21 protein-coding genes and 1 other RNA gene are annotated in these 22,437 nt (G+C 56.8%); 12 read left to right on the top strand and 10 right to left on the bottom strand.

Annotated elements, in window-relative coordinates; all coding sequences use genetic code 11:
• Positions 1 to 9: 9 nt before the first annotated feature.
• The 9 genes from rpsA to gyrA form a co-directional block, all read right to left on the bottom strand.
• Positions 10 to 1,716, bottom strand: coding sequence for a 30S ribosomal protein S1 (rpsA, locus tag ACYCZ5_RS13285; RefSeq protein WP_461545278.1), 1,707 nt, complete (start codon positions 1,714 to 1,716; stop codon positions 10 to 12).
• Between the two features lie 79 nt (positions 1,717 to 1,795).
• Complete coding sequence (locus ACYCZ5_RS13290; RefSeq protein ID WP_461545279.1) at positions 1,796 to 3,739, bottom strand: bifunctional 3-phosphoshikimate 1-carboxyvinyltransferase/cytidylate kinase; 1,944 nt, start codon at positions 3,737 to 3,739, stop codon at positions 1,796 to 1,798.
• Positions 3,740 to 3,755: 16 nt separating this feature from the next.
• A complete protein-coding gene (locus ACYCZ5_RS13295) occupies positions 3,756 to 4,625 on the bottom strand; it encodes a prephenate dehydrogenase (RefSeq protein WP_461545280.1) in 870 nt (289 codons plus the stop codon).
• 3 nt (positions 4,626 to 4,628) lie between these two features.
• Complete coding sequence (gene aroF, locus ACYCZ5_RS13300; protein WP_461545281.1) at positions 4,629 to 5,645, bottom strand: 3-deoxy-7-phosphoheptulonate synthase; 1,017 nt, start codon at positions 5,643 to 5,645, stop codon at positions 4,629 to 4,631.
• Positions 5,642 to 6,763, bottom strand: a complete 1,122-nt coding sequence (gene hisC / locus ACYCZ5_RS13305; RefSeq protein WP_461545282.1) for a histidinol-phosphate transaminase — start codon at positions 6,761 to 6,763, stop codon at positions 5,642 to 5,644. Before hisC ends, aroF begins: the two co-directional genes overlap by 4 nt.
• A 114-nt stretch (positions 6,764 to 6,877) precedes the next feature.
• Positions 6,878 to 7,942 carry a prephenate dehydratase gene (gene pheA, locus ACYCZ5_RS13310; RefSeq protein WP_461545283.1) on the bottom strand — a complete coding sequence of 355 codons (1,065 nt, stop codon included), beginning with the start codon at positions 7,940 to 7,942 and terminating at the stop codon, positions 6,878 to 6,880.
• On the bottom strand, positions 7,939 to 9,129 hold the full coding sequence (locus tag ACYCZ5_RS13315) for a phosphoglycerate dehydrogenase (protein WP_461545284.1): 1,191 nt from the start codon (positions 9,127 to 9,129) through the stop codon (positions 7,939 to 7,941). Before ACYCZ5_RS13315 ends, pheA begins: the two co-directional genes overlap by 4 nt.
• Positions 9,130 to 9,146: 17 nt before the next feature.
• Positions 9,147 to 10,229: a 3-phosphoserine/phosphohydroxythreonine transaminase gene (gene serC / locus ACYCZ5_RS13320; protein WP_461545285.1), complete on the bottom strand. Its 1,083-nt coding sequence runs from the start codon at positions 10,227 to 10,229 to the stop codon at positions 9,147 to 9,149.
• A 20-nt stretch (positions 10,230 to 10,249) separates the two neighbouring features.
• Positions 10,250 to 12,823, bottom strand: coding sequence for a DNA gyrase subunit A (gene gyrA / locus ACYCZ5_RS13325; RefSeq protein ID WP_461545286.1), 2,574 nt, complete (start codon positions 12,821 to 12,823; stop codon positions 10,250 to 10,252).
• 157 nt (positions 12,824 to 12,980) lie between these two features.
• On the opposite strand from gyrA, the gene ubiG reads away from it, so the two are divergent.
• The 10 genes from ubiG to ACYCZ5_RS13375 all read left to right on the top strand — a co-directional run bounded on the left by ubiG (position 12,981) and on the right by ACYCZ5_RS13375 (position 19,832).
• Positions 12,981 to 13,676, top strand: a complete 696-nt coding sequence (gene ubiG, locus ACYCZ5_RS13330; RefSeq protein WP_461545287.1) for a bifunctional 2-polyprenyl-6-hydroxyphenol methylase/3-demethylubiquinol 3-O-methyltransferase UbiG — start codon at positions 12,981 to 12,983, stop codon at positions 13,674 to 13,676.
• The gene (locus tag ACYCZ5_RS13335; protein ID WP_461545288.1) at positions 13,633 to 14,322 is read left to right on the top strand and encodes an HAD family hydrolase; all 690 of its coding nucleotides are present in this window, start codon (positions 13,633 to 13,635) and stop codon (positions 14,320 to 14,322) included. The genes ubiG and ACYCZ5_RS13335 overlap by 44 nt, the downstream gene beginning before the upstream one ends.
• A 40-nt stretch (positions 14,323 to 14,362) precedes the next feature.
• Positions 14,363 to 15,739, top strand: coding sequence for a hemerythrin domain-containing protein (locus ACYCZ5_RS13340; RefSeq protein WP_461545289.1), 1,377 nt, complete (start codon positions 14,363 to 14,365; stop codon positions 15,737 to 15,739).
• Positions 15,740 to 15,773: 34 nt separating this feature from the next.
• Positions 15,774 to 16,142, top strand: a transfer-messenger RNA (tmRNA) gene (gene ssrA, locus ACYCZ5_RS13345).
• Positions 16,143 to 16,319: 177 nt separating this feature from the next.
• Positions 16,320 to 17,531: a tyrosine-type recombinase/integrase gene (locus ACYCZ5_RS13350; protein WP_461545290.1), complete on the top strand. Its 1,212-nt coding sequence runs from the start codon at positions 16,320 to 16,322 to the stop codon at positions 17,529 to 17,531.
• 10 nt (positions 17,532 to 17,541) lie between these two features.
• Positions 17,542 to 18,141, top strand: a complete 600-nt coding sequence (locus tag ACYCZ5_RS13355) for a hypothetical protein (RefSeq protein ID WP_461545291.1) — start codon at positions 17,542 to 17,544, stop codon at positions 18,139 to 18,141.
• A 79-nt stretch (positions 18,142 to 18,220) separates the two neighbouring features.
• Positions 18,221 to 18,424 carry a helix-turn-helix transcriptional regulator gene (locus ACYCZ5_RS13360; protein WP_461545292.1) on the top strand — a complete coding sequence of 68 codons (204 nt, stop codon included), beginning with the start codon at positions 18,221 to 18,223 and terminating at the stop codon, positions 18,422 to 18,424.
• Positions 18,425 to 18,434: 10 nt separating this feature from the next.
• Positions 18,435 to 18,779: a helix-turn-helix domain-containing protein gene (locus tag ACYCZ5_RS13365; protein WP_461545293.1), complete on the top strand. Its 345-nt coding sequence runs from the start codon at positions 18,435 to 18,437 to the stop codon at positions 18,777 to 18,779.
• 138 nt (positions 18,780 to 18,917) lie between these two features.
• Positions 18,918 to 19,412 (top strand): hypothetical protein, encoded by a 495-nt coding sequence (locus tag ACYCZ5_RS13370; RefSeq protein WP_461545294.1) that lies wholly within the window; start codon positions 18,918 to 18,920, stop codon positions 19,410 to 19,412.
• A 192-nt stretch (positions 19,413 to 19,604) separates the two neighbouring features.
• Complete coding sequence (locus tag ACYCZ5_RS13375; protein WP_461545295.1) at positions 19,605 to 19,832, top strand: hypothetical protein; 228 nt, start codon at positions 19,605 to 19,607, stop codon at positions 19,830 to 19,832.
• 7 nt (positions 19,833 to 19,839) lie between these two features.
• On the opposite strand, the gene ACYCZ5_RS13380 is transcribed toward ACYCZ5_RS13375, so the two are convergent.
• Positions 19,840 to 20,079, bottom strand: a complete 240-nt coding sequence (locus tag ACYCZ5_RS13380) for a helix-turn-helix domain-containing protein (protein ID WP_461545296.1) — start codon at positions 20,077 to 20,079, stop codon at positions 19,840 to 19,842.
• A 139-nt stretch (positions 20,080 to 20,218) separates the two neighbouring features.
• On the opposite strand from ACYCZ5_RS13380, the gene ACYCZ5_RS13385 reads away from it, so the two are divergent.
• Positions 20,219 to 20,917, top strand: coding sequence for an OB-fold protein (locus ACYCZ5_RS13385; protein ID WP_461545297.1), 699 nt, complete (start codon positions 20,219 to 20,221; stop codon positions 20,915 to 20,917).
• Positions 20,918 to 21,251: 334 nt separating this feature from the next.
• Entirely contained in the window at positions 21,252 to 22,076 is an 825-nt protein-coding gene (locus ACYCZ5_RS13390) for a rolling circle replication-associated protein (protein WP_461545298.1), read from the top strand.
• Positions 22,077 to 22,437: the final 361 nt, after the last annotated feature.

Below are 22,437 nucleotides of genomic sequence, written 5' to 3' on the forward strand. Positions count from 1 at the left end.
CCTGCCTCCTTACTGCGTGTCAGCCTTGCTGGAATCCATCTTGGCCTTAAGCAGAGCACCCAGGTTCGTGGTGCCGGAAGCACTGGTGTTCTCAGCCGCGAACTTCTGCATCGCTGCTGCCGTGTCGGCCTTGTCCAGCGCCTTGATCGACAGGTTGATGCCGCGGTTCTTGCGATCCACGTTGATGATCACTGCCTTGACGCTGTCGCCTTCTTTCAGGTGGTTGCGGATATCTTCCACGCGATCCACCGACACTTCGGAGGCCTTCAGGTAGGCTTCGACATCACCGTCCAGACCGATCACAGCACCCTTGGCATCCAGAGACTTGACGATACCGGTAACGATAGCGCCCTTGTCATGGCCGGTCACGAAACCGCCGAACGGATCACCTTCCAGTTGCTTGATACCGAGGGAGATGCGCTCGCGCTCGACATCGATAGCCAACACGACTGCTTCCAGTTCGTCACCCTTCTTGTAGTTGCGCACGGCTTCTTCGCCGGCAACACTCCAAGACAGGTCGGACAGGTGAACCAGGCCGTCGATACCGCCATCCAGACCGATGAACACACCGAAGTCAGTGATCGACTTGATAGCGCCCTTAACTTTGTCACCCTTCTGGTGGTTAGCTGCGAAGTCGTCCCAAGGATTGGACTTGCACTGCTTCATGCCCAGAGAGATACGGCGGCGTTGCTCGTCGATCTCGAGGATCATCACTTCTACTTCGTCGCCCAGCGCAACGACTTTGGAAGGATGAACGTTCTTGTTGGTCCAATCCATTTCGGAAACGTGCACCAGACCTTCGATACCTTGCTCGATCTCAACGAAAGAACCGTAGTCGGTCAGGTTGGTCACCTTACCGAACAGGCGAGTGCCTTGCGGGTAGCGACGTGCCAGACCATTCCAAGGATCATCGCCCATCTGCTTGATGCCCAAGGAAACACGATTCTTCTCCTGGTCGAATTTCAGGATCTTAGCTTCGATCTCGTCACCAACAGTCAACACCTCGGACGGGTGCTTGACGCGGCGCCATGCCAGATCGGTGATGTGCAACAGACCATCGATACCGCCCAGGTCGACGAACGCACCGTAGTCGGTGATGTTCTTGACGATACCCTTGACCACTGCGCCTTCCTTGAGGTTCTCCAGCAGGGATTCGCGATCCGCACCCTGGGTCTCTTCCATCACAGCGCGGCGGGAAACCACCACGTTGTTGCGCTTGCGATCCAGCTTGATGACCTTGAGTTCCATGGTCTTGTTTTCGTACGGAGTGGTGTCCTTGACCGGACGGATGTCCACCAGCGAACCGGGCAAGAATGCACGGATGCCGTTGACCATCGCGGTCAGACCGCCCTTGACCTTGCCGCTGACATAACCTTCAACGATGCGGCCTTCTTCCATCGCCTGCTCCAGGTCGATCCAGGCAGCCAGACGCTTGGCTTTTTCGCGCGACAGACGTGTCTCGCCGTAACCGTTCTCCAGCGACTCGATCGCCACGGTGGTGAAGTCGCCAGCCTTGACTTCGATGTTGCCAGCTGCGTCTTTGAATTCTTCAACGGGGATATAACTTTCGGACTTCAGTCCGGCATTCACCACGACCACGTTCTGCTCAACGCGAACGACTTGGGCGGTGATGAGTTCACCTGCACGCATTTCCTTGCGATTCAGGCTTTCTTCAAACAGTGATGCAAAGCTTTCCATTTCGGCTACAGCGGTCATTTTCGATCTACTCTCAGGTTATCCCGCAACTGCACGGGGGTTCGTTCATCAACCCGGATGGCGGGGAGCCAAGCGGGGCCTAACTAATTGCACGGTATCGTGTCAGCACTTCTTCGACGGCCTGCGCGATGTTCAGCGGCGTCGTATCCAGCAGACTTGCACCTTGCGCCTGTTGCAGGGGAGCGACACTACGTTGCATATCTCGCTCGTCGCGCGCCTGTATATCCTGCAAAAGGGCGGCGATATTAGCACCCATCCCTTTTTCTTTCAACTGCTTATAACGACGTTCCGCGCGTGCCTCGGCCGAGGCGGTCAGGAACACCTTCAACACCGCGTCGGGGAACACCACCGAAGCCATATCGCGCCCGTCTGCCACCAGTCCGGGCGACTGCCGGAAGGCGCGTTGTTTATCCAGCAAAGCGGCCCTGACCTGCGGTAGTGACGCCACTTTGGAGGCGGCAGACCCGGCCTCCTCGGTGCGCAATTCATCGCCGACCCTCTCGCCATCCAGCCAGGTCTCACCCTTCTCGAAGCGGATATCCACCCTGCCCGCCAGCGCAGCCAGCCCGGCTTCATCATCCAGCGCCACACCATGACGTTGTGCCGCCAAACCCAGCAGGCGATACAGCGCGCCACTATCAAGGTAATGCATGCCCAAGGCATCGGCCACGCGTTGTGCCACCGTGCCCTTGCCTGAAGCGGAGGGACCATCGATAGCGATAACTGGAACGGCTTGGGTCACTTTTGCGAACTCCGTGAAATAGTCGGGAAAGGTCTTGGCGACGCACTTGGGATCATTGATGCGCACCCCTGCGCCACCGAATGCGGCCAACGAGAAACACATCGCCATGCGGTGGTCGTCATAAGTGTCGATAGCCGCGTGCTCAAACTGTGCGGGCGGCGTGATGCGTATGTAATCCGCGCCCTCCTGCACCGTCGCGCCAACCTTGCGCAATTCGGTCGCCATGGCGGCGATGCGGTCGGTCTCCTTCACGCGCCAGCTGGCGATGTTACGCAGTGTGGTCGTGCCGTCAGCGAACAGCGCCGCCACGGCCAGGGTCATTGCCGCATCGGGAATGTGATTGCAATCGAGGTCGATAGACTTCAGCTTGCCCTCTGCAGGACCGCTGGCTTCCATCCAGTTCGGGCCCATCGTGATGCGCGCGCCCATCTTTGCCAGTTCTTCGGCAAAACGTTTATCACCCTGCACGCTATCTGCGCCCACGCCTTCAACACGAACCGACCCGCCACCGATCGCACCGGCGGCCAGGAAGTAGGAAGCCGACGAAGCATCGCCTTCAACATATATCTCTTGCGGCGAGACATAACGACTGCCCGCCGCAACCGTGAAGCTGCGCCAGCCATCGCGCAGCACGGTCACTCCGAAGCGCGCCATCATCGCCAGCGTGATCTCGATATAGGGCTTGGAGATCAATTCGCCCACGACCGCCACCTTCACCGTGCGGCCAAGTAAGGGCAATGCCATCAGCAGGCCGGTCAGGAATTGGCTGGACACATCGCCGCGCACCTGTGCCGTATCGCCCGCCAGCTTGGACGGGGATATCCGTAGCGGCGGAAAACCTTCATTTCCCAGATATTCGATACGAGCACCCAATTGACGCAAGGCATCCACCAAGTCGCCGATTGGCCGCTCATGCATGCGCGCCACACCGGACAATTCATAGCTACCGCCCGACAAAGCCAACGCAGCCGTCAAAGGACGGAAAGCGGTACCTGCATTACCCAAGAACAACGTGGCATCTTTATTGGGAAAATCGCCCGCACAACCGGTGATGCGATAGGCATTTCCACCCAACGCCTCCACCGCTATACCCAAAGCAGCCAATGCTTCCAGCATGCGATCAGTATCGTCCGACTTGAGCAGATCGCGCACCACGGTCACACCTTCGGACAGTGCCGCCAGCAACAACACGCGGTTTGAGATGCTCTTGGAACCAGGCAGGCGCTCGGTACCGCGCGCGGACATCAAGGGAGGAAGGTCGATATATTCGTGCTGATTCATGCGATGAAGTGAAAGGTTATTGTTGAGTCCAAGTGCTGCGCACTTCGCGCGCCAGACTGAATATCTCTTCCAGCTTGGCCGCGTCGTTGTTTTGCAACGCCTGATGGATGACATAGAGTTCATCCGCGTAGCGCTTCACTTCCTGCAACAAGGCATCGCGGTTGGCCAGACTGATGTCGCGCCACATCTCGGGCGAGCTGGCGGCGATGCGCGTGAAGTCGCGGAAGCCGCTGGCAGCAAAAGACAGCAACAGGTCTTTGTTATCCCGCTGCGCCAGATCGTGCACGAGGGCGAACGACAGCAGATGCGGCAAATGGCTCACCGCCGCGAACACGCCGTCGTGTTCTTCCGGCGTCAGTTCGCTCACCACCGCCCCGCAGGATTCCCATGCCTGACGCACTCGCGTCACGGACGCTTTGGAATTCTCCGGCAATGGTGCAAGCACGACTTTCTTGCCTTGATACAAATCGGACATGGCTGCAGAAGCACCACTTTTTTCCGCGCCCGCGATGGGGTGCGCCGGCACGAATTGCGCGAGTTTGTCCCCAAGATTGGCGCGCGCTGCAGCGACCACATCACATTTGGTGCTGCCACCATCAGTCACCAGCGTCTGCGCACCGAGATGCGGCGCGATACGCGCAAATATCTCGCTCATCTGCGCCACCGGCGTGGCCAGCAACACCAGATCGGCATCACACACCTCGCTCGCCACATCGCTGCCGATGCGATCCAGAATACCTAGCCGTTTGGCTTCATCCAGCGTGGACTGACTGCGGCCAAAACCGACCACCTCACCCACCGCGCCCGCCTTGCGTAGCGCCAACGCGAACGAACCGCCGATGAGGCCGGCGCCGAAGATGACGATCTTGCGGAAGGTCGGTTGCATGTCTTACAGCGTGCGCCCGATCGCCCCGGCGATCGCGCCCAGCGTACCCATCAGTTTCTTCAATTCGTCCGGCGTCAGCGCCTGGTCGGCATCGCACCAGGCGTCGCACGGGCTGGGATGCATCTCGACCAGCAGGCCGTCGGCACCCGCCGCGATGGCGGCTTGAGACAATGCGGGCACCATCCACGCTTTTCCGCCCGCGTGCGAAGGATCGACGATCACCGGCAAGTGAGTCTCTTTCTTCAGCACGGCGATGGCAGTCACATCCAGCACATTTCGATATGCGGTCTCGAAGGTGCGGATGCCGCGCTCGCAGAAGATGATGTTGTGGTTGCCGCCCGCCGCGATGTATTCCGCCGACATCAGCCATTCGCTGATAGTGGCCGACATGCCGCGCTTGAGGATGACGGGTTTGTTGATCTTGCCCACCGCCTTGAGCAGGTCGAAGTTCTGCATGTTGCGCGTGCCGATCTGGATGACATCCACGTCGTATTCCATGAATGCGTCCAGTTGGCGTGCATCCATCAATTCGGTGACGATGGGCAGTTTGTATTTCTGTGCCGCCTTGCGGAACATGTCCAGCCCTTCCACGCCGTGTCCCTGAAAGGCATACGGGCTGGTGCGCGGCTTGAAGGCGCCGCCGCGCATCAGACGGCAACCCGCCTCGTGCGTGAACTTGGCCGCCAGATCCATCTGCTCCTGCGTCTCCACCGAACACGGCCCGGCGATGATCTGGATCTGCTTGCCGCCCAGCGGCACACCTGCGATGTCGATCACGGTGTCCTGCTTGTGCGACTCGCGCGACACGATCTTGTATTGCTTGGCGATATGCATCGCCGATTCCACGCCCGGCAGCGGAGTAAACATTTCCGCCTCCAGCTTGCGTTCGTCGCCGATGGCGCCGACCACGATGCGTTCGATACCGCGCGAGATGTTGGCGCGCAGCCCGGCCGCCTCGATCTTCTTCACCACCACATCGAGTTGCGCATCGGTCGTGTCACTGCCCATCACGATGATCATTTGGCTTCTCCGTTGACCTGCTCATTGATGCATTTCTCCAATGCACCCAGGAATTTCGCATTCTCGCTTTCCAGTCCGATGGAAACACGCAACCAGCCAGGCATGTCGTAGTTCTCGATCGGGCGCACGATCACGCCCAATTCCAGCAAACGCCTGTAGGTCGCCGAGGCATTGCCGATATGGAACGCAACGAAGTTGCCATAAGACGGGATGTAGTCCAACCCCAGCTTGCCCAACCCCTCGATGATCTGTGCCATACCGCGCTGATTCAGCTCGAAGGTGCGCTTCACGAAGGACACGTCCCGCAACGCGGCGACCGCAGCCGCCTGCGCAATGCTGTTCACATTGAACGGCTGGCGCACGCGATTCATCATGTCCGTCACCTGTTCGTGGGACATTGCATAGCCCACGCGCAGACCAGCCAGCCCATAGGCTTTGGAGAAGGTGCGCGAGATGATGAGATTGGGGAATTCTTTGAGCCAGCTCACGCTGTCGTAGCGTTTTTCTTCCGGCAGATATTCGTTATAAGCCTCATCCAGCACCACCAGAATTTCCTCCGGCAGTCCACGCATGAACTCGCGCAGCGCTTCCGCTTCAAGGAAGGTACCGGTCGGGTTGTTCGGATTGGCGATGAACACGATCTTGGCCTTGTTCTCTTTTGCCGCCTTCAGCATCGCAGTCAGGTCGTGGCCATAACCCTTGGTCGCCGGCACGCTGATGCCTGTTGCGCCGACTGCCTGCGTTGCCAGGGCGTACACCGCGAAGGCATGCGCCGAATACACCACCTTGTCGCCCGGTGTAAGGAAGGCGCGCGCGGCCAACTCCAGCAAGTCATTGGAACCATTGCCCAAAGTGATGTTGGCATGCGCAACGCCGTAACGCTTGACCAGCGCATCCTTGAGTTCAAAACCATTGCCGTCCGGATACAGCGCGATGTTCTTGATTGCTTCCTGCATCGCGGCCATGGCAGCCGCGCTGGCACCCAGCGGGTTCTCGTTCGAGGCCAGTTTGATGATGCCGGTGATGCCGAGCTCGCGCTCCAGCTCGGCAATGGGCTTGCCGGGCTGATAGGGCGCGATGGCCCGGATGTAGGAAGGGGCTAAATCACAATAATTCATAAAATAAAATCCACCACAAAAGATAGCGAGACGCCAAAAAGACAGACAGAAGAAACTGATCTTACTGGCGTTTCCGCTCTGTCCGCGTCTCTTAAATTAATTAATACTGATTATTCAAACAGCGACCGGGTAGGAACCCAGCACCTTTACGAAAGCAGCGATCCCGCGCAGCTGCTCGAGTGCCATAGCCACTTTGGCGTCGGCCTGATGGCCTTCGATATCGACGTAGAACACGTATTCCCACAGACCGGCGCCCGACGGACGCGACTCCATCTTGGTCATGGACACACCATGCTGGGCAAAGGGCGTGAGCAGATCATGCATCGCACCCGGACGATTGGCTGCCGTCATCACCAGCGAAGTCTTGTCGCGCCCAGAGGGTGCCACATCCTGATCGCCGATCACGAGGAAGCGCGTGGTGTTTCGCGCGTCATCCTCGATGTTCTGCGCCAGCACCTTGAGCTTGAAATGCTCTGCCGCCTGCACGCCGGCGATGGCAGCGGAGAACGATTCCTCGGTCGCCAGCCGCGCGGCATCCGCGTTGCTGCTGGCCGTGATGCGCTCGGCATGGGGCAGATGCGCATGCAGCCAGTCCTGACATTGGCCGAAGGATTGCGGATGCGAATACACCTTGCGGATGACCGACAGCTCGTTCTCGTTCGACAGCAGACATTGATGCACTTGCAGCATCACCTCGCCGCATATCTTCAGACCGCTGTTCAACAGCAGATCCAGCGTGCGACCGACCGCACCCTCGGTGGAATTCTCCACCGGCACCATGCCATAGCTGGCCGCTCCGCTCTCTACCGCCTTGAACACGCCATCGATGGAATCGGCAGGGATGCCTACCGTCGCCTGGCCAAAACGCTGAAAGACCGCCGCCTCGCTGAACGTACCGTGCGGCCCCAGATAGGCCACATGCAATGGCGCTTCCAGTGCGCGGCACTGCGAGATCACTTCCGTGAACAGTTGCTTGATCGCCTCCGCCGAGAGCGGGCCTTTATTCTCTTGCACCAAGCGCAGCAACACTTGCGCCTCACGCTCCGGGCGCAGCACGGCGCTTTCACCTTTGGCATGGCCGATCAATTGCGCGAATTTCGCGCGCCGGTTGAACATCTCCAGCAACTGTCCATCCAGCTGGTCTATCTGTTCACGGTATTTCTTTAATTCTTCGCTCACGCTTCTTTCTCCAGCGGCAGATCGCGCACTACCAACACGCCGGGAATGGCAGCCAGATGTGCAATCAGTTTTGGCGGCAATGCGCTGTCGGTATCCACCAACGTGTACGCCATATCGCCGCGCGATTTATTGGTCATGTTATGGATGTTGATCCCTGCCTCCGCCAGCGCCGATGAGATCTGCCCCAGCATGTTCGGCACATTGGCATTGGCTATGGCGACCCGGAATGCCGATTCGCGCGGCATCGTCACATTAGGGAAGTTCACCGTGTTGCTAATGTTGCCATGCTCCAGATATTCACGCAGTTGTTCAACCACCATCACTGCGCAGTTCTCTTCCGCCTCTGCAGTCGAGGCCCCCAGATGCGGCAAAGCGATGATGCGCTCGTTGCCCAGCGTCTTGTTGCTGGGGAAATCACACACATAACAACGCAGGTGTTTGCTGTTCAGCCCGGCGACCACCGCATCCTCGTTGACGATGGCATCGCGCGAGAAATTCAGCAGCACAGCACCAGCTTTCATCACGGACACACGCTTCTCGTCGATCAGATCGCGCGTAGCGTCCAGCAAAGGCACATGCAAAGTCACAAAATCGCTGTGCTTGAGCAGTTCCTCGATGCTGTGCGCCTTCTTCACCTGCGAAGACAGACCCCACGCTGCATCGACCGTGATCTCCGGGTCGAAACCGATCACCTGCATGCCCAGCCCCAGTGCTGCATCCGCCACCAACCGGCCGATCGCACCAAGGCCGACCACACCCAGCGTGCGTCCGCGCAATTCTGTACCTGCGAATTGCTTCTTGCCGTCTTCCACCAGCTTGTGCAGCACCTCGTCGTCACCGCGCAGCACGGACGTGAAATTCAGTGCGGGGACGATGTTGCGCGAAGCCAGCAGCATGCCGGTGATGACCAGTTCCTTCACCGCATTGGCATTCGCCCCTGGCGCGTTAAACACCGGCACGCCGCGCGCACTCATCAGCTTGACCGGCACATTGTTCGTTCCCGCCCCGGCACGCGCGATGGCCAGCACACTGGCGGGAATATCCATCTCATGCATATTGTGGGAGCGCACCAGGATCGCGTCCGGCTGAACGATGTCGTTGCCGGTGACGTAGCGCCCGGCAGGCAGGCGCTTCAAACCCGTCGCGGAGATCTTGTTCAGCGTGAGAACCTGGAATATGCGGCTCATGGCGGCGCGCTCGAGACTCAGGCTTTGCTGCGGGCGAACTCGTTCATGAACCCGACCAGCGCCTGCACGCCTTCCAGCGGCATGGCGTTATAGATCGAGGCACGCATACCACCGACGGAACGGTGTCCTTTCAGTTGCAGCAATCCGCGCGCGTCCGCCTGCTTGAGGAAGTCGCCATCCAGCGCGGCATCCTTCAAAGTGAACGGCACGTTCATGCGCGAACGGTCAGCCTTGTTCACCGGGCAATTGTAGAAACCGTTGCTGCTGTCGATCGCGTCATACAACAGTTGCGACTTGGCGATGTTGGTCTTCTCCATCGCGGCGATGCCGCCGTTCTTCTTCAGCCACTGGAACACCAGCCCCGCCATGTAGATGGCGAAAGTGGGCGGCGTGTTGTACATAGACTCGCCGTCGGCATGGATCTTGTAGTCCAGCATGGTCGGCGTACCGGCAGCCACCTGACCGATCAGGTCCTCGCGCACGATCACCAGCGTCAGACCGGCCGGGCCGATGTTCTTCTGCGCACCGGCATAGATCAGGCCGAACTTCGACACGTCGATCTCGCGCGACAGGATGTTGGACGACATATCCGCCACCAGCGGCACATCGCCCGTCTCGGGGATCCAGTTGAACTCAACGCCGCCTATGGTCTCGTTCGGCGTGTAGTGCAGATAGGCCGCGTGCGGATCGCACTTCCAGCCATCGAATGCCGGCACATAGCTGCAGTTCTTGTCCTTGTTATCTGCGACCACATTCACCGCGCAGAACTTCTTCGCTTCACCGATGGCCTTCTTCGACCATTCGCCGGTGTTCACGTAGTCGGCCGACGCCTTGTCGCGCATCAGGTTGAGCGGGATCATGGAGAACTGCAGGTGCGCGCCGCCTTGCAGAAACAGCACCTTATAGTTGGCGGGGATACCCATCAACTCGCGCAGATCGGCTTCGGCCTGGGCGTGGATGCCCATGTATTCCTTGCCGCGATGCGACATCTCCATCACGGACATGCCGCTGCCGTGCCAATCGGCCAGTTCTGCCTGTGCCTGCAACAACACTTCTTTCGGCAATACCGCCGGACCAGCACTGAAGTTATAGATCGCCATGCCCTTCTCTCCCCGGAAAATCACTCGTTATCGGATTCGATTTCAGCTTCTGATTCTTCTTCCGTCTCGGCGATGCGGCTCAGACCGGCCAGCTTCTCGCCCTTCTCCAGATTCATCAGCGTCACACCCTGCGTGGCGCGGCTCATCTCGCGGATCTCATTCACGCGGGTACGGATCAGCACACCGTTGGTGCCGATCAGCATGATCTCATCCTCGGTACCGACCAGCGTGGCAGCGACCACCTTGCCGTTGCGCTCGGAAGTCTGGATCGCGATCATGCCTTTGGTGCCGCGTCCGTGGCGCGTGTACTCGGTGATCGAAGTACGCTTGCCGTAGCCGTTCTCGGTCGCGGTCAACACGGACTGCTCCCCGTCTTCCGCCACCAGCAGCGCGATCACTTTGCCGCCCGCAGAAAGATTCATGCCGCGCACGCCGCGCGTCACACGCCCCATGGAGCGCACATCATTCTCGTCGAAACGCACTGCCTTGCCCTCGTCGGAGAACAGCATCACGTCGTGCTTGCCGTCGGTCACGGCCACACCGATGAGGAAGTCGCCCTCGTCCAGATTGATGGCGATGATGCCGGCCTTGCGCGGATTGGCGAAATCGGACAATGGCGTCTTCTTCACCGTGCCTTCGCTGGTGGCGAAGAAGATGAACTTGTCTTCGGCGAACGCCTTCACCGGCAGCACCGCATTGATCTGCTCGCCCGCTTCCAGCGGCAACAGATTGACGATAGGCCGGCCGCGCGACATACGCGTGCCCTGCGGCACGGCATAGACCTTGAGCCAGTAACAGCGCCCGCGGTTGGAGAAGCACAGGATGTAATCGTGGGTATTGGCGATGAACAGGTTGTCGACGAAGTCGTCTTCCTTGGTCGAAGCCGCCTGTTTGCCGCGACCGCCGCGCTTCTGCGCACGGTATTCGTCCAGCTTCTGCGCCTTCATGTAGCCGCCGTGCGAGATGGTGACCACAACCTCTTCCGGCGCGATCAGGTCTTCCATCGACATATCCTGCGTATGCGTGATGATCTCGCTGCGGCGTGCATCGCCGAACTGAGAACGGATGGTGACCAACTCATCACTGATGATCTGCGTCACACGCTCCGGCTTGGCCAGGATGTCCAGCAGGTCGGCGACCTTGTCCATCACTTCGCGGTATTCGCTGACGATCTTGTCCTGCTCCAGACCGGTCAGTCGTTGCAGACGCAATTCCAGAATCGCCTGTGCCTGCGCGTCGGACAGGAAGTAACCCGTACCTTTGACCATGCCGAATTCCGGCGCCAATCCTTCCGGACGCGAAGCCTCGTTGACACGGCTCAGCAAGTCCTCGACCAGCGCCGAACGCCAGCCTTTCGACATCAGTGAGCGTTTGGCATCCGGCGGGGTGGGGGCTGCTTTGATCAGGGCGATGATCTCGTCCACGTTGGACAACGCAACCGCCAGACCTTCCAGGATATGGCCACGCTCGCGTGCCTTGCGCAGTTCGAAGATGGTGCGGCGCGTGACGACTTCGCGGCGATGACGCAGGAAGGCTTCGATGACGTCTTTCAGATTGCACAGCTTGGGCTGGCCGTCCACGATGGCGACCATGTTGATGCCGAAGCTGTCCTGCATCTGCGTCGATTTGAACAGCTTGTTGAGGATCACGTCGGCGTTCTCGCCGCGCTTGAGCTCGATCACGGCGCGCATGCCGGACTTGTCGGACTCGTCGCGGATCTCGGAGATGCCTTCCAGCGTCTTCTCGCGCACCATCTCGCCGATCTTCATCAGCAGGCTGGCTTTATTAACCTGATACGGCAACTCGTCGATGATGATCGCCTCGCGGTCACCCTTGCCGATATCCTCGAAATGGGTACGGGCGCGCATCACCACGCGGCCGCGGCCGGTGCGATAGCCCTCCTTCACGCCGGCCAGACCATAGATATAAGCCGCCGTCGGGAAGTCCGGTGCGGGCACCAGCTCGATCAGCCGCTCGATATCCATGTCCGGTTCGCGCAACAAGGCCAGACAGGCATCCACCACTTCGCTCATATTGTGCGGCGGGATGTTGGTCGCCATGCCCACCGCGATACCGGACGAGCCGTTCACCAACAGATTGGGGAAGCGTGCCGGGAACACCAGCGGCTCATGCTCGGAACCGTCGTAGTTAGGCCCGAAGTTGACTGTCTCTTTATCCAAGTCCTCCAGCAACTGATGGGCGATCTTGGCCATGCGGATCTCGGTGTAACGCATCGCCGCCGCGTTGTCGCCGTCGACCGAACCGAAGTTACCCTGACCGTCGACCAGTGTGTAGCGCAGCGAGAAGTCCTGCGCCATACGCACGATGGTGTCGTAAACCGCGGTATCGCCGTGCGGGTGGTATTTACCGATCACGTCACCGACGATACGCGCCGATTTCTTGTAGGCGCGGTTCCAGTCGTTGGACAGTTCGTGCATCGCGAACAGCACGCGACGGTGCACGGGCTTCAGACCATCGCGCACATCGGGCAAGGCACGTCCCACGATCACGCTCATGGCGTAATCGAGGTAAGACCTGCGCATCTCTTCTTCGAGGCTGACTGGGAGGGTTTCTTTAGCGAATTGTTGTTCCATGAGCGACCTGACGAATGAGCCGGTTAGGCAATGAAAACGAAGGCCGCATTCTAGCACAGCGACCACGCTTGCCGAGCCCCCGCCCGACACCTCACAAGATTGGCTATTGGCAGTGGTTTTGTTATAAAGTCAGCCACCTTCCTACGAGATCGACAGCATGTCCAACGCAGATCCCATCGAACTTGAGAAATTCTCGCAACTCGCCCACAAGTGGTGGGACCCCAACAGTGAGTTCAAACCGCTGCACGAGATCAACCCGCTGCGACTGACCTATATCGATGACATCGCGCATCTCGCGGGCAAGTCCGTGCTGGACGTGGGCTGCGGCGGCGGCATCCTGAGCGAGGCACTGGCCGACGCCGGGGCGACGGTGACCGGCATCGATCTGGCCGACAGATCACTGAGCGTCGCCAAACTGCACTTGCTGGAAAGCGGCAAACAGGTCGAATACCGCAAGGTCGCGGTTGAGGATCTGGCGGCCGAGCGGCCCGGTCATTACGACGTGGTGACCTGCATGGAGATGCTGGAACACGTACCCGACCCGTCAGCCGTGATCGCTGCCTGCGCGCAATTGGTCAAACCGGGCGGCCATGTGTTCTTCTCCACCCTGAACCGCAACCCAAAGTCCTACCTGTTCGCCATCATCGGCGCCGAGTACGTGCTGAACCTGCTGCCGCGCGGCACGCATGACTACGCCAAGTTCATCAAACCGTCCGAACTGGCGCAGTGGTGCCGCAATGCCGGCCTGCAAGTGCAGGAACTGACCGGCATGAGCTACAACCCGCTGAACAAGACCTATGCGCTGGGGGATGACACCAGCGTCAACTATCTGGTCGCCTGCCAACGTGGTTGATGCCGTCCTCCTCGATCTGGACGGCACCTTTGCCGATACCGCCCCCGATCTGGGCGAGGCACTGAACCATGTGCGCAGCCTGCATGGCTTGCCGCCGCTGCTGCTTGCCACCCTGCGGCCACAGGCCTCTCACGGCTCTCCCGGCTTGCTCAAACTGGGCATGAATGTCACGCCCGACAGCGACGGTTACGACGAGATGCGCGCCGCCTTTCTGGCGCATTACGAAGCGCATATCTGCGACCGCACCAAACTGTTCCCCGGCATGGCGGCGCTGATCAGCGAGTTTGAAGAACGTGACATACCTTGGGGCATCGTCACCAACAAACCGCACCGCTACACCGTGCCGCTGATGGAAAAACTGGGCTATGCCTCCCGTGCCGCCTGCCTGGTGAGCGGCGACACCTGCGAGGAAGCCAAGCCGCACCCCGCCCCCCTGTTGCACGCCGCCAGCCTGATCGGCGTCGATCCCAGCCGTTGCCTGTATCTGGGCGACGACCTGCGTGACATGCAGGCCGCCAATGCCGCCCACATGATCGGCATCATCGCCGCCTACGGCTACCTCGAAGAAAATGCCGATACCGGCACTTGGCAGGCGGCAGGCAGCGTGCAGACACCCTTCGCACTATTGCGCTACCTGTCGCTTTGAACGACGGTATGATGCCTGCCTCTAGGCAAGGTTAGCCAACATGAGCGAACAGACCGGTAACGACATCCCTTCAGCAGGAGACCAGAGCGACGTGCAGGAGATCCTGCACAAGGTCATCATCGCCCACCAGCAAGCGCTGGCATTGCTGCAACAGACCGAGACCGCCTACAGCCGTCTGGTGCCCCACCAGCTGCTCAGCCTGCTGCAAGCCAAGAGCATCGTCGACGTCAAACTGGGCGACCAGGTCGAACGCAAGATGACCATCATGTTCTCCGACATCCGCGACTTCACGCAGTTGTCGGAATCGATGACGCCGACCGAGAACTTCGAATTCATCAACTCCTACCTCAGCCAGATGGAACCGGTGATCAGCCGTCACCACGGCATCATCGACAAATACATCGGCGACGCCATCATGGCGCTGTTCGAAAAAGGCGCGGACGAGGCCCTGCGCGGCGCCATCGACATGCTGGAACGGCTGGGCTACTACAACACCGGCCGCGCCCGCGCCGGCTACAAGCCCATCCACATCGGCATCGGCCTCAACACCGGCATGGTGATGATAGGCACCGTCGGCGGCATCAACCGCATGGACAGCACCGTGATCGGCGACGCGGTCAATCTCGCCGCCCGTCTGGAAGAAGCCACCAAGACCTACAACACCCCCATCATCATCAGCCACAACACGCTGTATGACCTGAACGACCCCAACGCCTATCGCATCCGCTTCCTCGATCGCATCCGCGTCAAAGGAAAGTCCCAGCCACTATCGGTATACGAAGTGTTCGACAACAACAAGGAAGAGCTGCGCACCCTCAAGGAAGAAACGCGCGACGTGTTCGAGCAGGCCGTCGCCTACTACCACCTGAAAGACATAAGCAAAGCCATCCAGTCATTCAAACGCTGCATCGAGGTCTGCCCGGACGACCTGTGCGCCCACATCTACCTCAAAAGATGTTACGAGTTCGAGGCGACCAGCTACCACCACGGCACCGGCGAACTCGACCTGTTGCAGACCTGGAAAGAAGAGTTCAAGAGCGGCATCCCCGAGTTGGACGCCGCCCACCAGTCGCTGCTGGAACGCATCAACCAGCATGCCACCCGCATCCGCCAGAACGAGAACGACGACTTCCGCGACGTCTACGCCTTCCTCAAGCAATACTGCGAAACCCTGTTCCCGCTGGAAGAAGCCCAGATGCGCGAACACGACTATCCCTTCGCCGACAGCCACACCCAGGAACACAAACGCTTCATCGAGAACTATCTCGATCTGGAAAAGCGCATGCATGCCGGCAACGAAGACTCGCGTTATCTGGCCTACCGCACCGAACTGTTATTGCTGGACTGGTTCGCCTCGCACGCCACCCGGGCCGACCGCCACTTCGCCCGCCACCTGCACCAGAACAACGGCCAGTAAACCCTGCTACAATGCGGCTGCTTGAAAAGCACCCGGGGGCGACTTGGCTTCGACGTGGGTTTCAAAGCAGTGCAGGGCATACCGAGGACCCGCAACCTCGTAAATCAGCTGGAAAACCAATAGTCGCAAACGACGAAAAGTACGCTCTAGCCGCTTAAGGTTAGACCTCACACCCTGCTGTCCGTGGAGGGGCTCGATACCGTAAGGTTGAGATGAGTTGAGGACATTTACACGGAATCGTGTCGTGCAGGGTCACTTTGTACGAAGCTAAAACTAAGGTGACTCGTCCGTTAGCAGCCTGTCGGTTGGCGTCTAACGGATAAAATTAAATAACCAGACTAAGTATGTAGAACTGTCTGTAGAGGGCTTGCGGACGGGGGTTCAATTCCCCCCGCCTCCACCAATACGCTGTACCGCACCGTCCAACGGTGTACACGAAACCCGCTTCTCTCTTGTAGATTGGCGGGTTTTTTGTTTCCTGACGTCTTTCCCCGTCCATTGCAATCAGGGGCACATCGGGGGCATAATTTCCGCACTTGTGCCCCCAACGCACTTTTGATGCCCCCAGCAAGGTGATGCAATGAAGCTATCCGATACAGCGGTAAAGAAAGCGAAACCCGAGGAAAAGCCCTACAAGAAGGCAGACGGCGGCGGTATGTACCTTGAAGTAATGCCCAACGGCTCGAAGTATTGGCGGATGAAGTACCGATTCAACGGCAAAGAGAAGCGGCTAGCCTTAGGTGTCTATCCCGATGTTCCCCTCACTCTCGCCCGTGAGCGGCGCGACGATGCCCGCAAGCAACTGGCACAAGACATTGACCCCGGCGAACACAAGAAAGCCACCAAAGCCGCTAAAGCCGACCGAGCGGCAAATAGCTTTGAGGTGATTGCCCGCGAGTGGTTTGCCAAACACTCCCCAAGCTGGGCGGCAAGCCACGCCGACAAGATTCTGAGACGGCTTGAGCGCGATCTATTCCCTTGGGTAGGCTCGCGCCCTATCGCAGACATTACCGCACAGGAATTGTTGGCTGCGCTTCGCAGGATAGAAGCGCGCGGAGCCGTTGAAACCGCCCACAGAGCCTTGCAAAACTGCGGACAAGTATTCAGGTATGCAATAGCCACCGGACGCGTCCAACGCGACCCCTGCCCCGACCTGAAGGGCGCACTCGCCCCGGTGAAGGAAACGCACCTAGCTGCTATTACCGACCCGGAACAAGTGGGTGCATTACTGCGCGCCTTTGATGATTACCGGGGGCATTTTGTCACCCGCTGTGCCCTGCGACTTGCCCCGCTGGTATTTGTGCGTCCCGGCGAACTACGCAAAGCAGAATGGGCAGAGATTGACCTAGACCGGGCAGAGTGGAACATCCCAGCCGCACGCATGAAGATGCGCGAACCCCATCTAGTCCCACTATCCACACAAGCTGTAGCCGCCCTAAAAGATCTGCAAGCGCTCACGGGTGATGGTCGTTATGTATTCCCCAGCCCCCGCACTGCTCAAAAAACAATGAGCGATAACGCGATTTTGTCCGCCATGCGGCGCATGGGCTTTACCAAGGATGAAATGAGCGGTCACGGCTTCCGAGCAATGGCGCGCACCATCCTTGATGAAGTGCTACAGGTGCGCCCAGATTACATCGAACACCAGCTAGCCCATGCGGTGCGCGATCCAAACGGGCGGGCATACAACCGCACCGCACACTTGACTGAACGTCGCAAGATGATGCAGCTATGGGCAGACTATCTGGACAAACTAAAGGCGGGTGCGGAAGTAATCCCGCTACGCGCGTGAATTGCAGGCCATGACAGACTATAACGATGGGTATGAACCCAAAGATGTTATGCAGGCGCACCTACTTAGAATGCTTGCTGAAGCTGCGAAAGGAGACACCATCGCTGCGCAAGATTCCATTGCGATCTTGTACGGCATTTTGGCATCTACGGAAGAACACAAGCTTACTGGTCAACCTTTAATCTCCCCCCTCCCCATACCAAACTGGGTGCGCCACTATCTAGCAAGTGCGCTGGGACGCATCATGAATGGCGAAGATGCTAACAAGGCATTCAACCTCAAGAGAAACGGTCGGCGCACTGCGTGGAGTTTTTACGCAAAACTTGCGGCATCAGATACAGTGCATTACTTCCATACCCATAGCAGAGAAAAAAAATCTATTGAAGAAAGTTGCGCAACTGTTGCCGAAGGAATCAATAGATTGGTGATAAGAGTACAACCACAACTACTTGGCTCTGTCGGTCTTGGACACTTTATTGGAAAGCCCCAAATGAGTCAGGAGCTGGTGCAAAAATGGTACTTTGAACTTAAAGAAAAAACAAACTTCGACGGCATGCAAGGAAAGCAAATTGCCCAACTCATGAAGGTCGATTTACAAAACCCCCCGTAGTTTCGTATGTGACGCACTTTTTTCTGTGCGGATAATCCAGCATCGTGCCGTTGCTTAACGGTGAACCGGAAACGATGCGATGCAAACAAACCAAACCATTCAAGCCACCGCCTATCTCCGTTTGGCGGATATGAAATCCCGCTACCGGGTGAGCGGCTCAACAATCTGGAAATGGTGCCACTCCAACGGCCTACCTGCCCCTGTAAAACTGGGTGCAAATACAACTGTATGGCGACTTGCCGACCTATTGCAGTGGGAAGCAACCCGCGCCCCAGCGAAGTAAGGGGGCGATCATGGAGAACAAACCCAAAAGAAAAGCCGCTGCCGTCGTCAAAGTGGTTGCAGCGGCAAATCAAATAAAGCTGGCGCACTATGCCACGCTCTTGAAACGCTTTCCCGGCAACGATGCGAACACACAAAGGACTAGGCTATACCTCGCCCTGCAACACGCGCCCATCTCGACATACGAAGCCCGCAAGTATCTGGACATATACCACCCCAATGCAAGGGCGCTAGAACTGCGTGCGCAGGGCATGAGCATAGCCACCTTGCGCATCGCACAGCAAACCGATGCTGGCGTTATCCATAGGCGTATCGGCCTGTATGTATTGCAAAGTGGCGAGGTGCGCCATGAGTAACGAAACATGGCTAGAACACCTGCAATGCATCTCTGTGCGACTTTACCGCCTTGGCATAGGCGCTGACCTTGCTGCGCTCTCAATAGTCGAGACATGGGGCTTGTTTCAGTTTTTGTCACGTTGGGCAGAAGGCTAGTTATGGCTGAGAAAAAACAAAAACGCCCTTTAGAAGCGATAAGCGGCCTTTATGGCGCTATTCCACATGCCGTGCTGGATAGTGTTGCATTCATGGGCGCAAGCCATCCATCCAAGGCGCTGCTGTTCGATTTGATCCGACAGCACAGCGGAAACAACAATGGACGCTTGCAGCTATCTTTTGCATGGCTAGCAACCCGAGGCTGGAAATCTCGGGATGTAATTCAGCGAGCAAGAGCTGAATTGATTGAGCGCAACCTGCTGATCCAGACTAGGCAAGGCGGACTAAATATCGGAGCTTCATGCTATGCGGTAACGTGGCTACATATAACAAATTTTGTTGGTCTGGATATTCAGTCAAATCATTATCACCCCGGCACATGGGCATTGATGAATGAGTTGAGCATAGGCAAGAAAATCACAAACACTATCCCGCCCAACGGTAAAGGCAGTACCGCCAAACAGTACGATGCAATCCCGCCAGCAGGTACAGCCTAATGCTTCGCTGTACCGTATGCAGGTACGAAAAAGGTAGTTTTGGGCACTTTCGCAGTACCGCCAAACGGTAACAATGTATGTATTACCACTACCAAGCGTCTTGTTCAGTATCTGATTATGCTGGTGTTGATCGTGTGAATAGGCGCAATGCTAGAACACGCCAAACGAACTATTAGATATTGGAGGTAAAAAATGGCCACAAGACAATGGACTCAAGCGCAAAGAGTGCGACAAGCGAAACTAATTCACAAATGGAAACCTTGGAAAAAGTCCACAGGCGCTAAAACCCCGGGGGGCAAAGCAATCACATCAAAAAACGCCGTCAATTTTTCAATACGTGAAGATTTGCGGGCATTGCGGCGTGAGAATAAAAAGATATTGGCACTTATGGACAAGTTGCATGCAATGGGTTTGCTTTGATGCATTGTCAGCGACGACTATCAGGTTGCGTTTCGATCTCTACCATTTCAACGAGCTTACACGCAGACATATTGAGCGCATGGGCAATTTTAAAAATGGTTGTTAACGAAGGCTGCTGTTGTCCTAGCTCAAGAATACTGATGTACGTGCGCCGCACATCCGCCTCGAAACCTAATTGCTCTTGGGTTAGTCCGGCTTCAATTCTTAGCTTGCGCAACACTTTCCCAAATGCAATCCCAGCGTCCAAAATTCCTCCCATAGTTGGAGGAATTAAAGCTTTCTACTATCATCACGTCTTCCTACGACTATGGGAATTTCAGCTCGCATTAAAGGGTGTGGCAATTACGAAATAAATATCTACTAGCAGTCAAATATAAGGGGAAATCATGAGATTCGTAATTCTGTTGTGCTCTGTGCTGTTGTGGTCTGGACTTGCAACAGCGACCGACACAAGCAAATACACTCTTTCAGCTGACCAGCTATATTCAGAATATGAAAGCAATGAAGTTTCCGCTGATAACCGCTATAAAGGAAAGCAAGTCATTATCAGTGGCACCATCCAACAAATTGCGAATGATTATTTTGGTCACCCTTACGTTTTATTAGGATCAGGTGTTATGGATGGTGTGCAGTGTTCGTTTCCAGATAGTAGAAAATCTTCTTTGATACACCTATCCAAAGGCCAGAAAGTCACAATCAAAGGAACAGTTCAGGGGATGTCGATATTTGTTCAGTTGAACAATGCCGAACTCAGCAAAAAGACTTCAACAGTACATAAGCCTAAACCAGCAGAAGATAGCCAATCCAAAGTAACGCAACAGGAAGCAACAAGATGCTATATGTTAGGTTTGATTTATTCAGTCATTGGTGCAAACCGTGATGCGGGGAAAGACATTGGAACTGCTTTGTATGATGTCCAAAAAGTTGCGGAATGGGACAATTCAATAAAACGCGAAATAGCTTCCCAGATGTACAACAATCCAAAGTTTACAATCATAGACGGAGATTCCATGGGGGAGCATATGAGAGAAACCTGCTTAAAACATCCTGCTTTCGTCGATTTAACTGATCCCGACTCGCCATAATACAAATCGCCATAAAGGCAGGATAAGGAGCCATCAAAGGCAATTGCTACGGGGGCATAATCGGGGGCATATTTCTAGCGAAAATTTTGCATAACAGTTAACGATGGGGGATATAGCGGCCTGTTCAATAGCCCCCGCCTCCACCAATCTAAAGGGTTCCAGAAACCACTGGAGACCAGCACAGCCAAGCCTTTCACGAGGTTTGGCTGTTTTTCTTTTCAAGCCCAGAAATGTCCCAAAAGGTCTATTCCGGCCCCTGTTTGGTCACGATTTGGTCACAACTTTTCTAGACCGAATCATCCCCTCCCCTGCGTAGTTATCAAAGGTGGGCTCAATGCTCACCGATAAAATCTTCCGTGAAAATCAGGAAGAGGCGCTCAACAAGAACGGCCACCAGAATTGGCATCGCTTGGTGATGCATCAATTCGGGGATAGCGGGCAATTCGAAGCTGTCATCCATAAATACGAAACTTGGTCGGAGCCTTCGGAGATTCCCGAACCGGAGTTTCGCGGTGTCAGGGGGCAAGGCGATATTGAGGCCAATCGAGAACGCGCTGCTCGTAGGGCAAAGAAAAAGATTCGCCATGCCTGCAAATCTGCACGGTTTGACCGGATGCTGACCCTAACAACCAGAAGCGCCATCTTCGACCGTGCAGAGTTTCAGAAGATGATTGAGAAGTTCATCCGCCTGACTCGCAAGGCATCAGGCGATGCGATGCCCTACGTCCTAACAATAGAGAAGCACGACAGCGAAAAGACCAGCGAAGCCAAGCGTGGCTCCCTGCATGCTCATATAGCGGTAAAGGGACGTCAGGATTACAAGCTACTGCAAACGATTTGGAACCATCGTGTATGCAATGGGACAGGATTTGTTCGGGTCAGCAATGGCACCAAGAAAATGAATCCAGGTGCGATTGCCGGTTATATCTCCAAGTACATCAGCAAATCCATTTCCAACGTAGAAGCCAATAAGAAGAGCTATTGGATAGCTCACAACATCGCAGCACCCTCTCGAACCGTAAAGCTCTTTAGAGACCTATCTGATGCCGTGAAATGGCTATCCGAACAATGGCAAGAGGCAGGAATTCAACTACGCTTTGATTCCCGCCACTGCTGGCAGGATAGTTCTCTAGGGGTTTTCTGGTTCACCACCGAGTAGCGAATTCACACCAGACCGAATAATGGGCGCTTCATCAACGGAGTGCGGCAGCATCACGCCGTCCGCGAGCAGAACCGTATTCAAAGGTGCCATTACTTCTTTTGCAGACGGTTTTAGGTATGTGTGGGGATGCAAAGGAGCGAGGCTACGACAGCTTTCCTGCGCACGCACGCGCAGCGCGCGCCGCAGGAAGCGGGCGGAGCCCGCTATACTTGTATTAGGGACACATTTCGAGAGGGTGTAAGAATTTTTGTGTAAACGGTCATTTGGCAGGAAACTGCCGTCCCTTAGGAAGGAGCATCAATGACCGTAGCAAAAGCACTACCCGCAGAGCTGATCGACAGCCTGCTGTCTGGATATA

This window comes from Sideroxydans sp., assembly GCF_054604835.1.

Excerpts from the sequence above, each read along its gene's own strand:
- hisC (WP_461545282.1), bottom strand. The coding sequence starts at position 6,763 with ATGAATTATTGTGATTTAGCCCCTTCCTACATCCGGGCCATCGCGCCC.
- serC (WP_461545285.1), bottom strand. The coding sequence starts at position 10,229 with ATGGCGATCTATAACTTCAGTGCTGGTCCGGCGGTATTGCCGAAAGAA.
- ACYCZ5_RS13385 (WP_461545297.1), top strand. The coding sequence starts at position 20,219 with ATGAGATTCGTAATTCTGTTGTGCTCTGTGCTGTTGTGGTCTGGACTT.
- ACYCZ5_RS13365 (WP_461545293.1), top strand. The coding sequence starts at position 18,435 with ATGGAGAACAAACCCAAAAGAAAAGCCGCTGCCGTCGTCAAAGTGGTT.
- ACYCZ5_RS13340 (WP_461545289.1), top strand. The coding sequence starts at position 14,363 with ATGAGCGAACAGACCGGTAACGACATCCCTTCAGCAGGAGACCAGAGC.
- ACYCZ5_RS13295 (WP_461545280.1), bottom strand. The coding sequence starts at position 4,625 with ATGCAACCGACCTTCCGCAAGATCGTCATCTTCGGCGCCGGCCTCATC.
- rpsA (WP_461545278.1), bottom strand. The coding sequence starts at position 1,716 with ATGACCGCTGTAGCCGAAATGGAAAGCTTTGCATCACTGTTTGAAGAA.
- ACYCZ5_RS13370 (WP_461545294.1), top strand. The coding sequence starts at position 18,918 with ATGGCTGAGAAAAAACAAAAACGCCCTTTAGAAGCGATAAGCGGCCTT.
- ACYCZ5_RS13335 (WP_461545288.1), top strand. The coding sequence starts at position 13,633 with ATGACACCAGCGTCAACTATCTGGTCGCCTGCCAACGTGGTTGATGCC.
- ACYCZ5_RS13315 (WP_461545284.1), bottom strand. The coding sequence starts at position 9,129 with ATGAGCCGCATATTCCAGGTTCTCACGCTGAACAAGATCTCCGCGACG.
- ACYCZ5_RS13355 (WP_461545291.1), top strand. The coding sequence starts at position 17,542 with ATGACAGACTATAACGATGGGTATGAACCCAAAGATGTTATGCAGGCG.
- ACYCZ5_RS13350 (WP_461545290.1), top strand. The coding sequence starts at position 16,320 with ATGAAGCTATCCGATACAGCGGTAAAGAAAGCGAAACCCGAGGAAAAG.
- gyrA (WP_461545286.1), bottom strand. The coding sequence starts at position 12,823 with ATGGAACAACAATTCGCTAAAGAAACCCTCCCAGTCAGCCTCGAAGAA.
- aroF (WP_461545281.1), bottom strand. The coding sequence starts at position 5,645 with ATGATCATCGTGATGGGCAGTGACACGACCGATGCGCAACTCGATGTG.
- ACYCZ5_RS13390 (WP_461545298.1), top strand. The coding sequence starts at position 21,252 with ATGCTCACCGATAAAATCTTCCGTGAAAATCAGGAAGAGGCGCTCAAC.
- ACYCZ5_RS13360 (WP_461545292.1), top strand. The coding sequence starts at position 18,221 with ATGCAAACAAACCAAACCATTCAAGCCACCGCCTATCTCCGTTTGGCG.
- ACYCZ5_RS13290 (WP_461545279.1), bottom strand. The coding sequence starts at position 3,739 with ATGAATCAGCACGAATATATCGACCTTCCTCCCTTGATGTCCGCGCGC.
- ACYCZ5_RS13375 (WP_461545295.1), top strand. The coding sequence starts at position 19,605 with ATGGCCACAAGACAATGGACTCAAGCGCAAAGAGTGCGACAAGCGAAA.
- ubiG (WP_461545287.1), top strand. The coding sequence starts at position 12,981 with ATGTCCAACGCAGATCCCATCGAACTTGAGAAATTCTCGCAACTCGCC.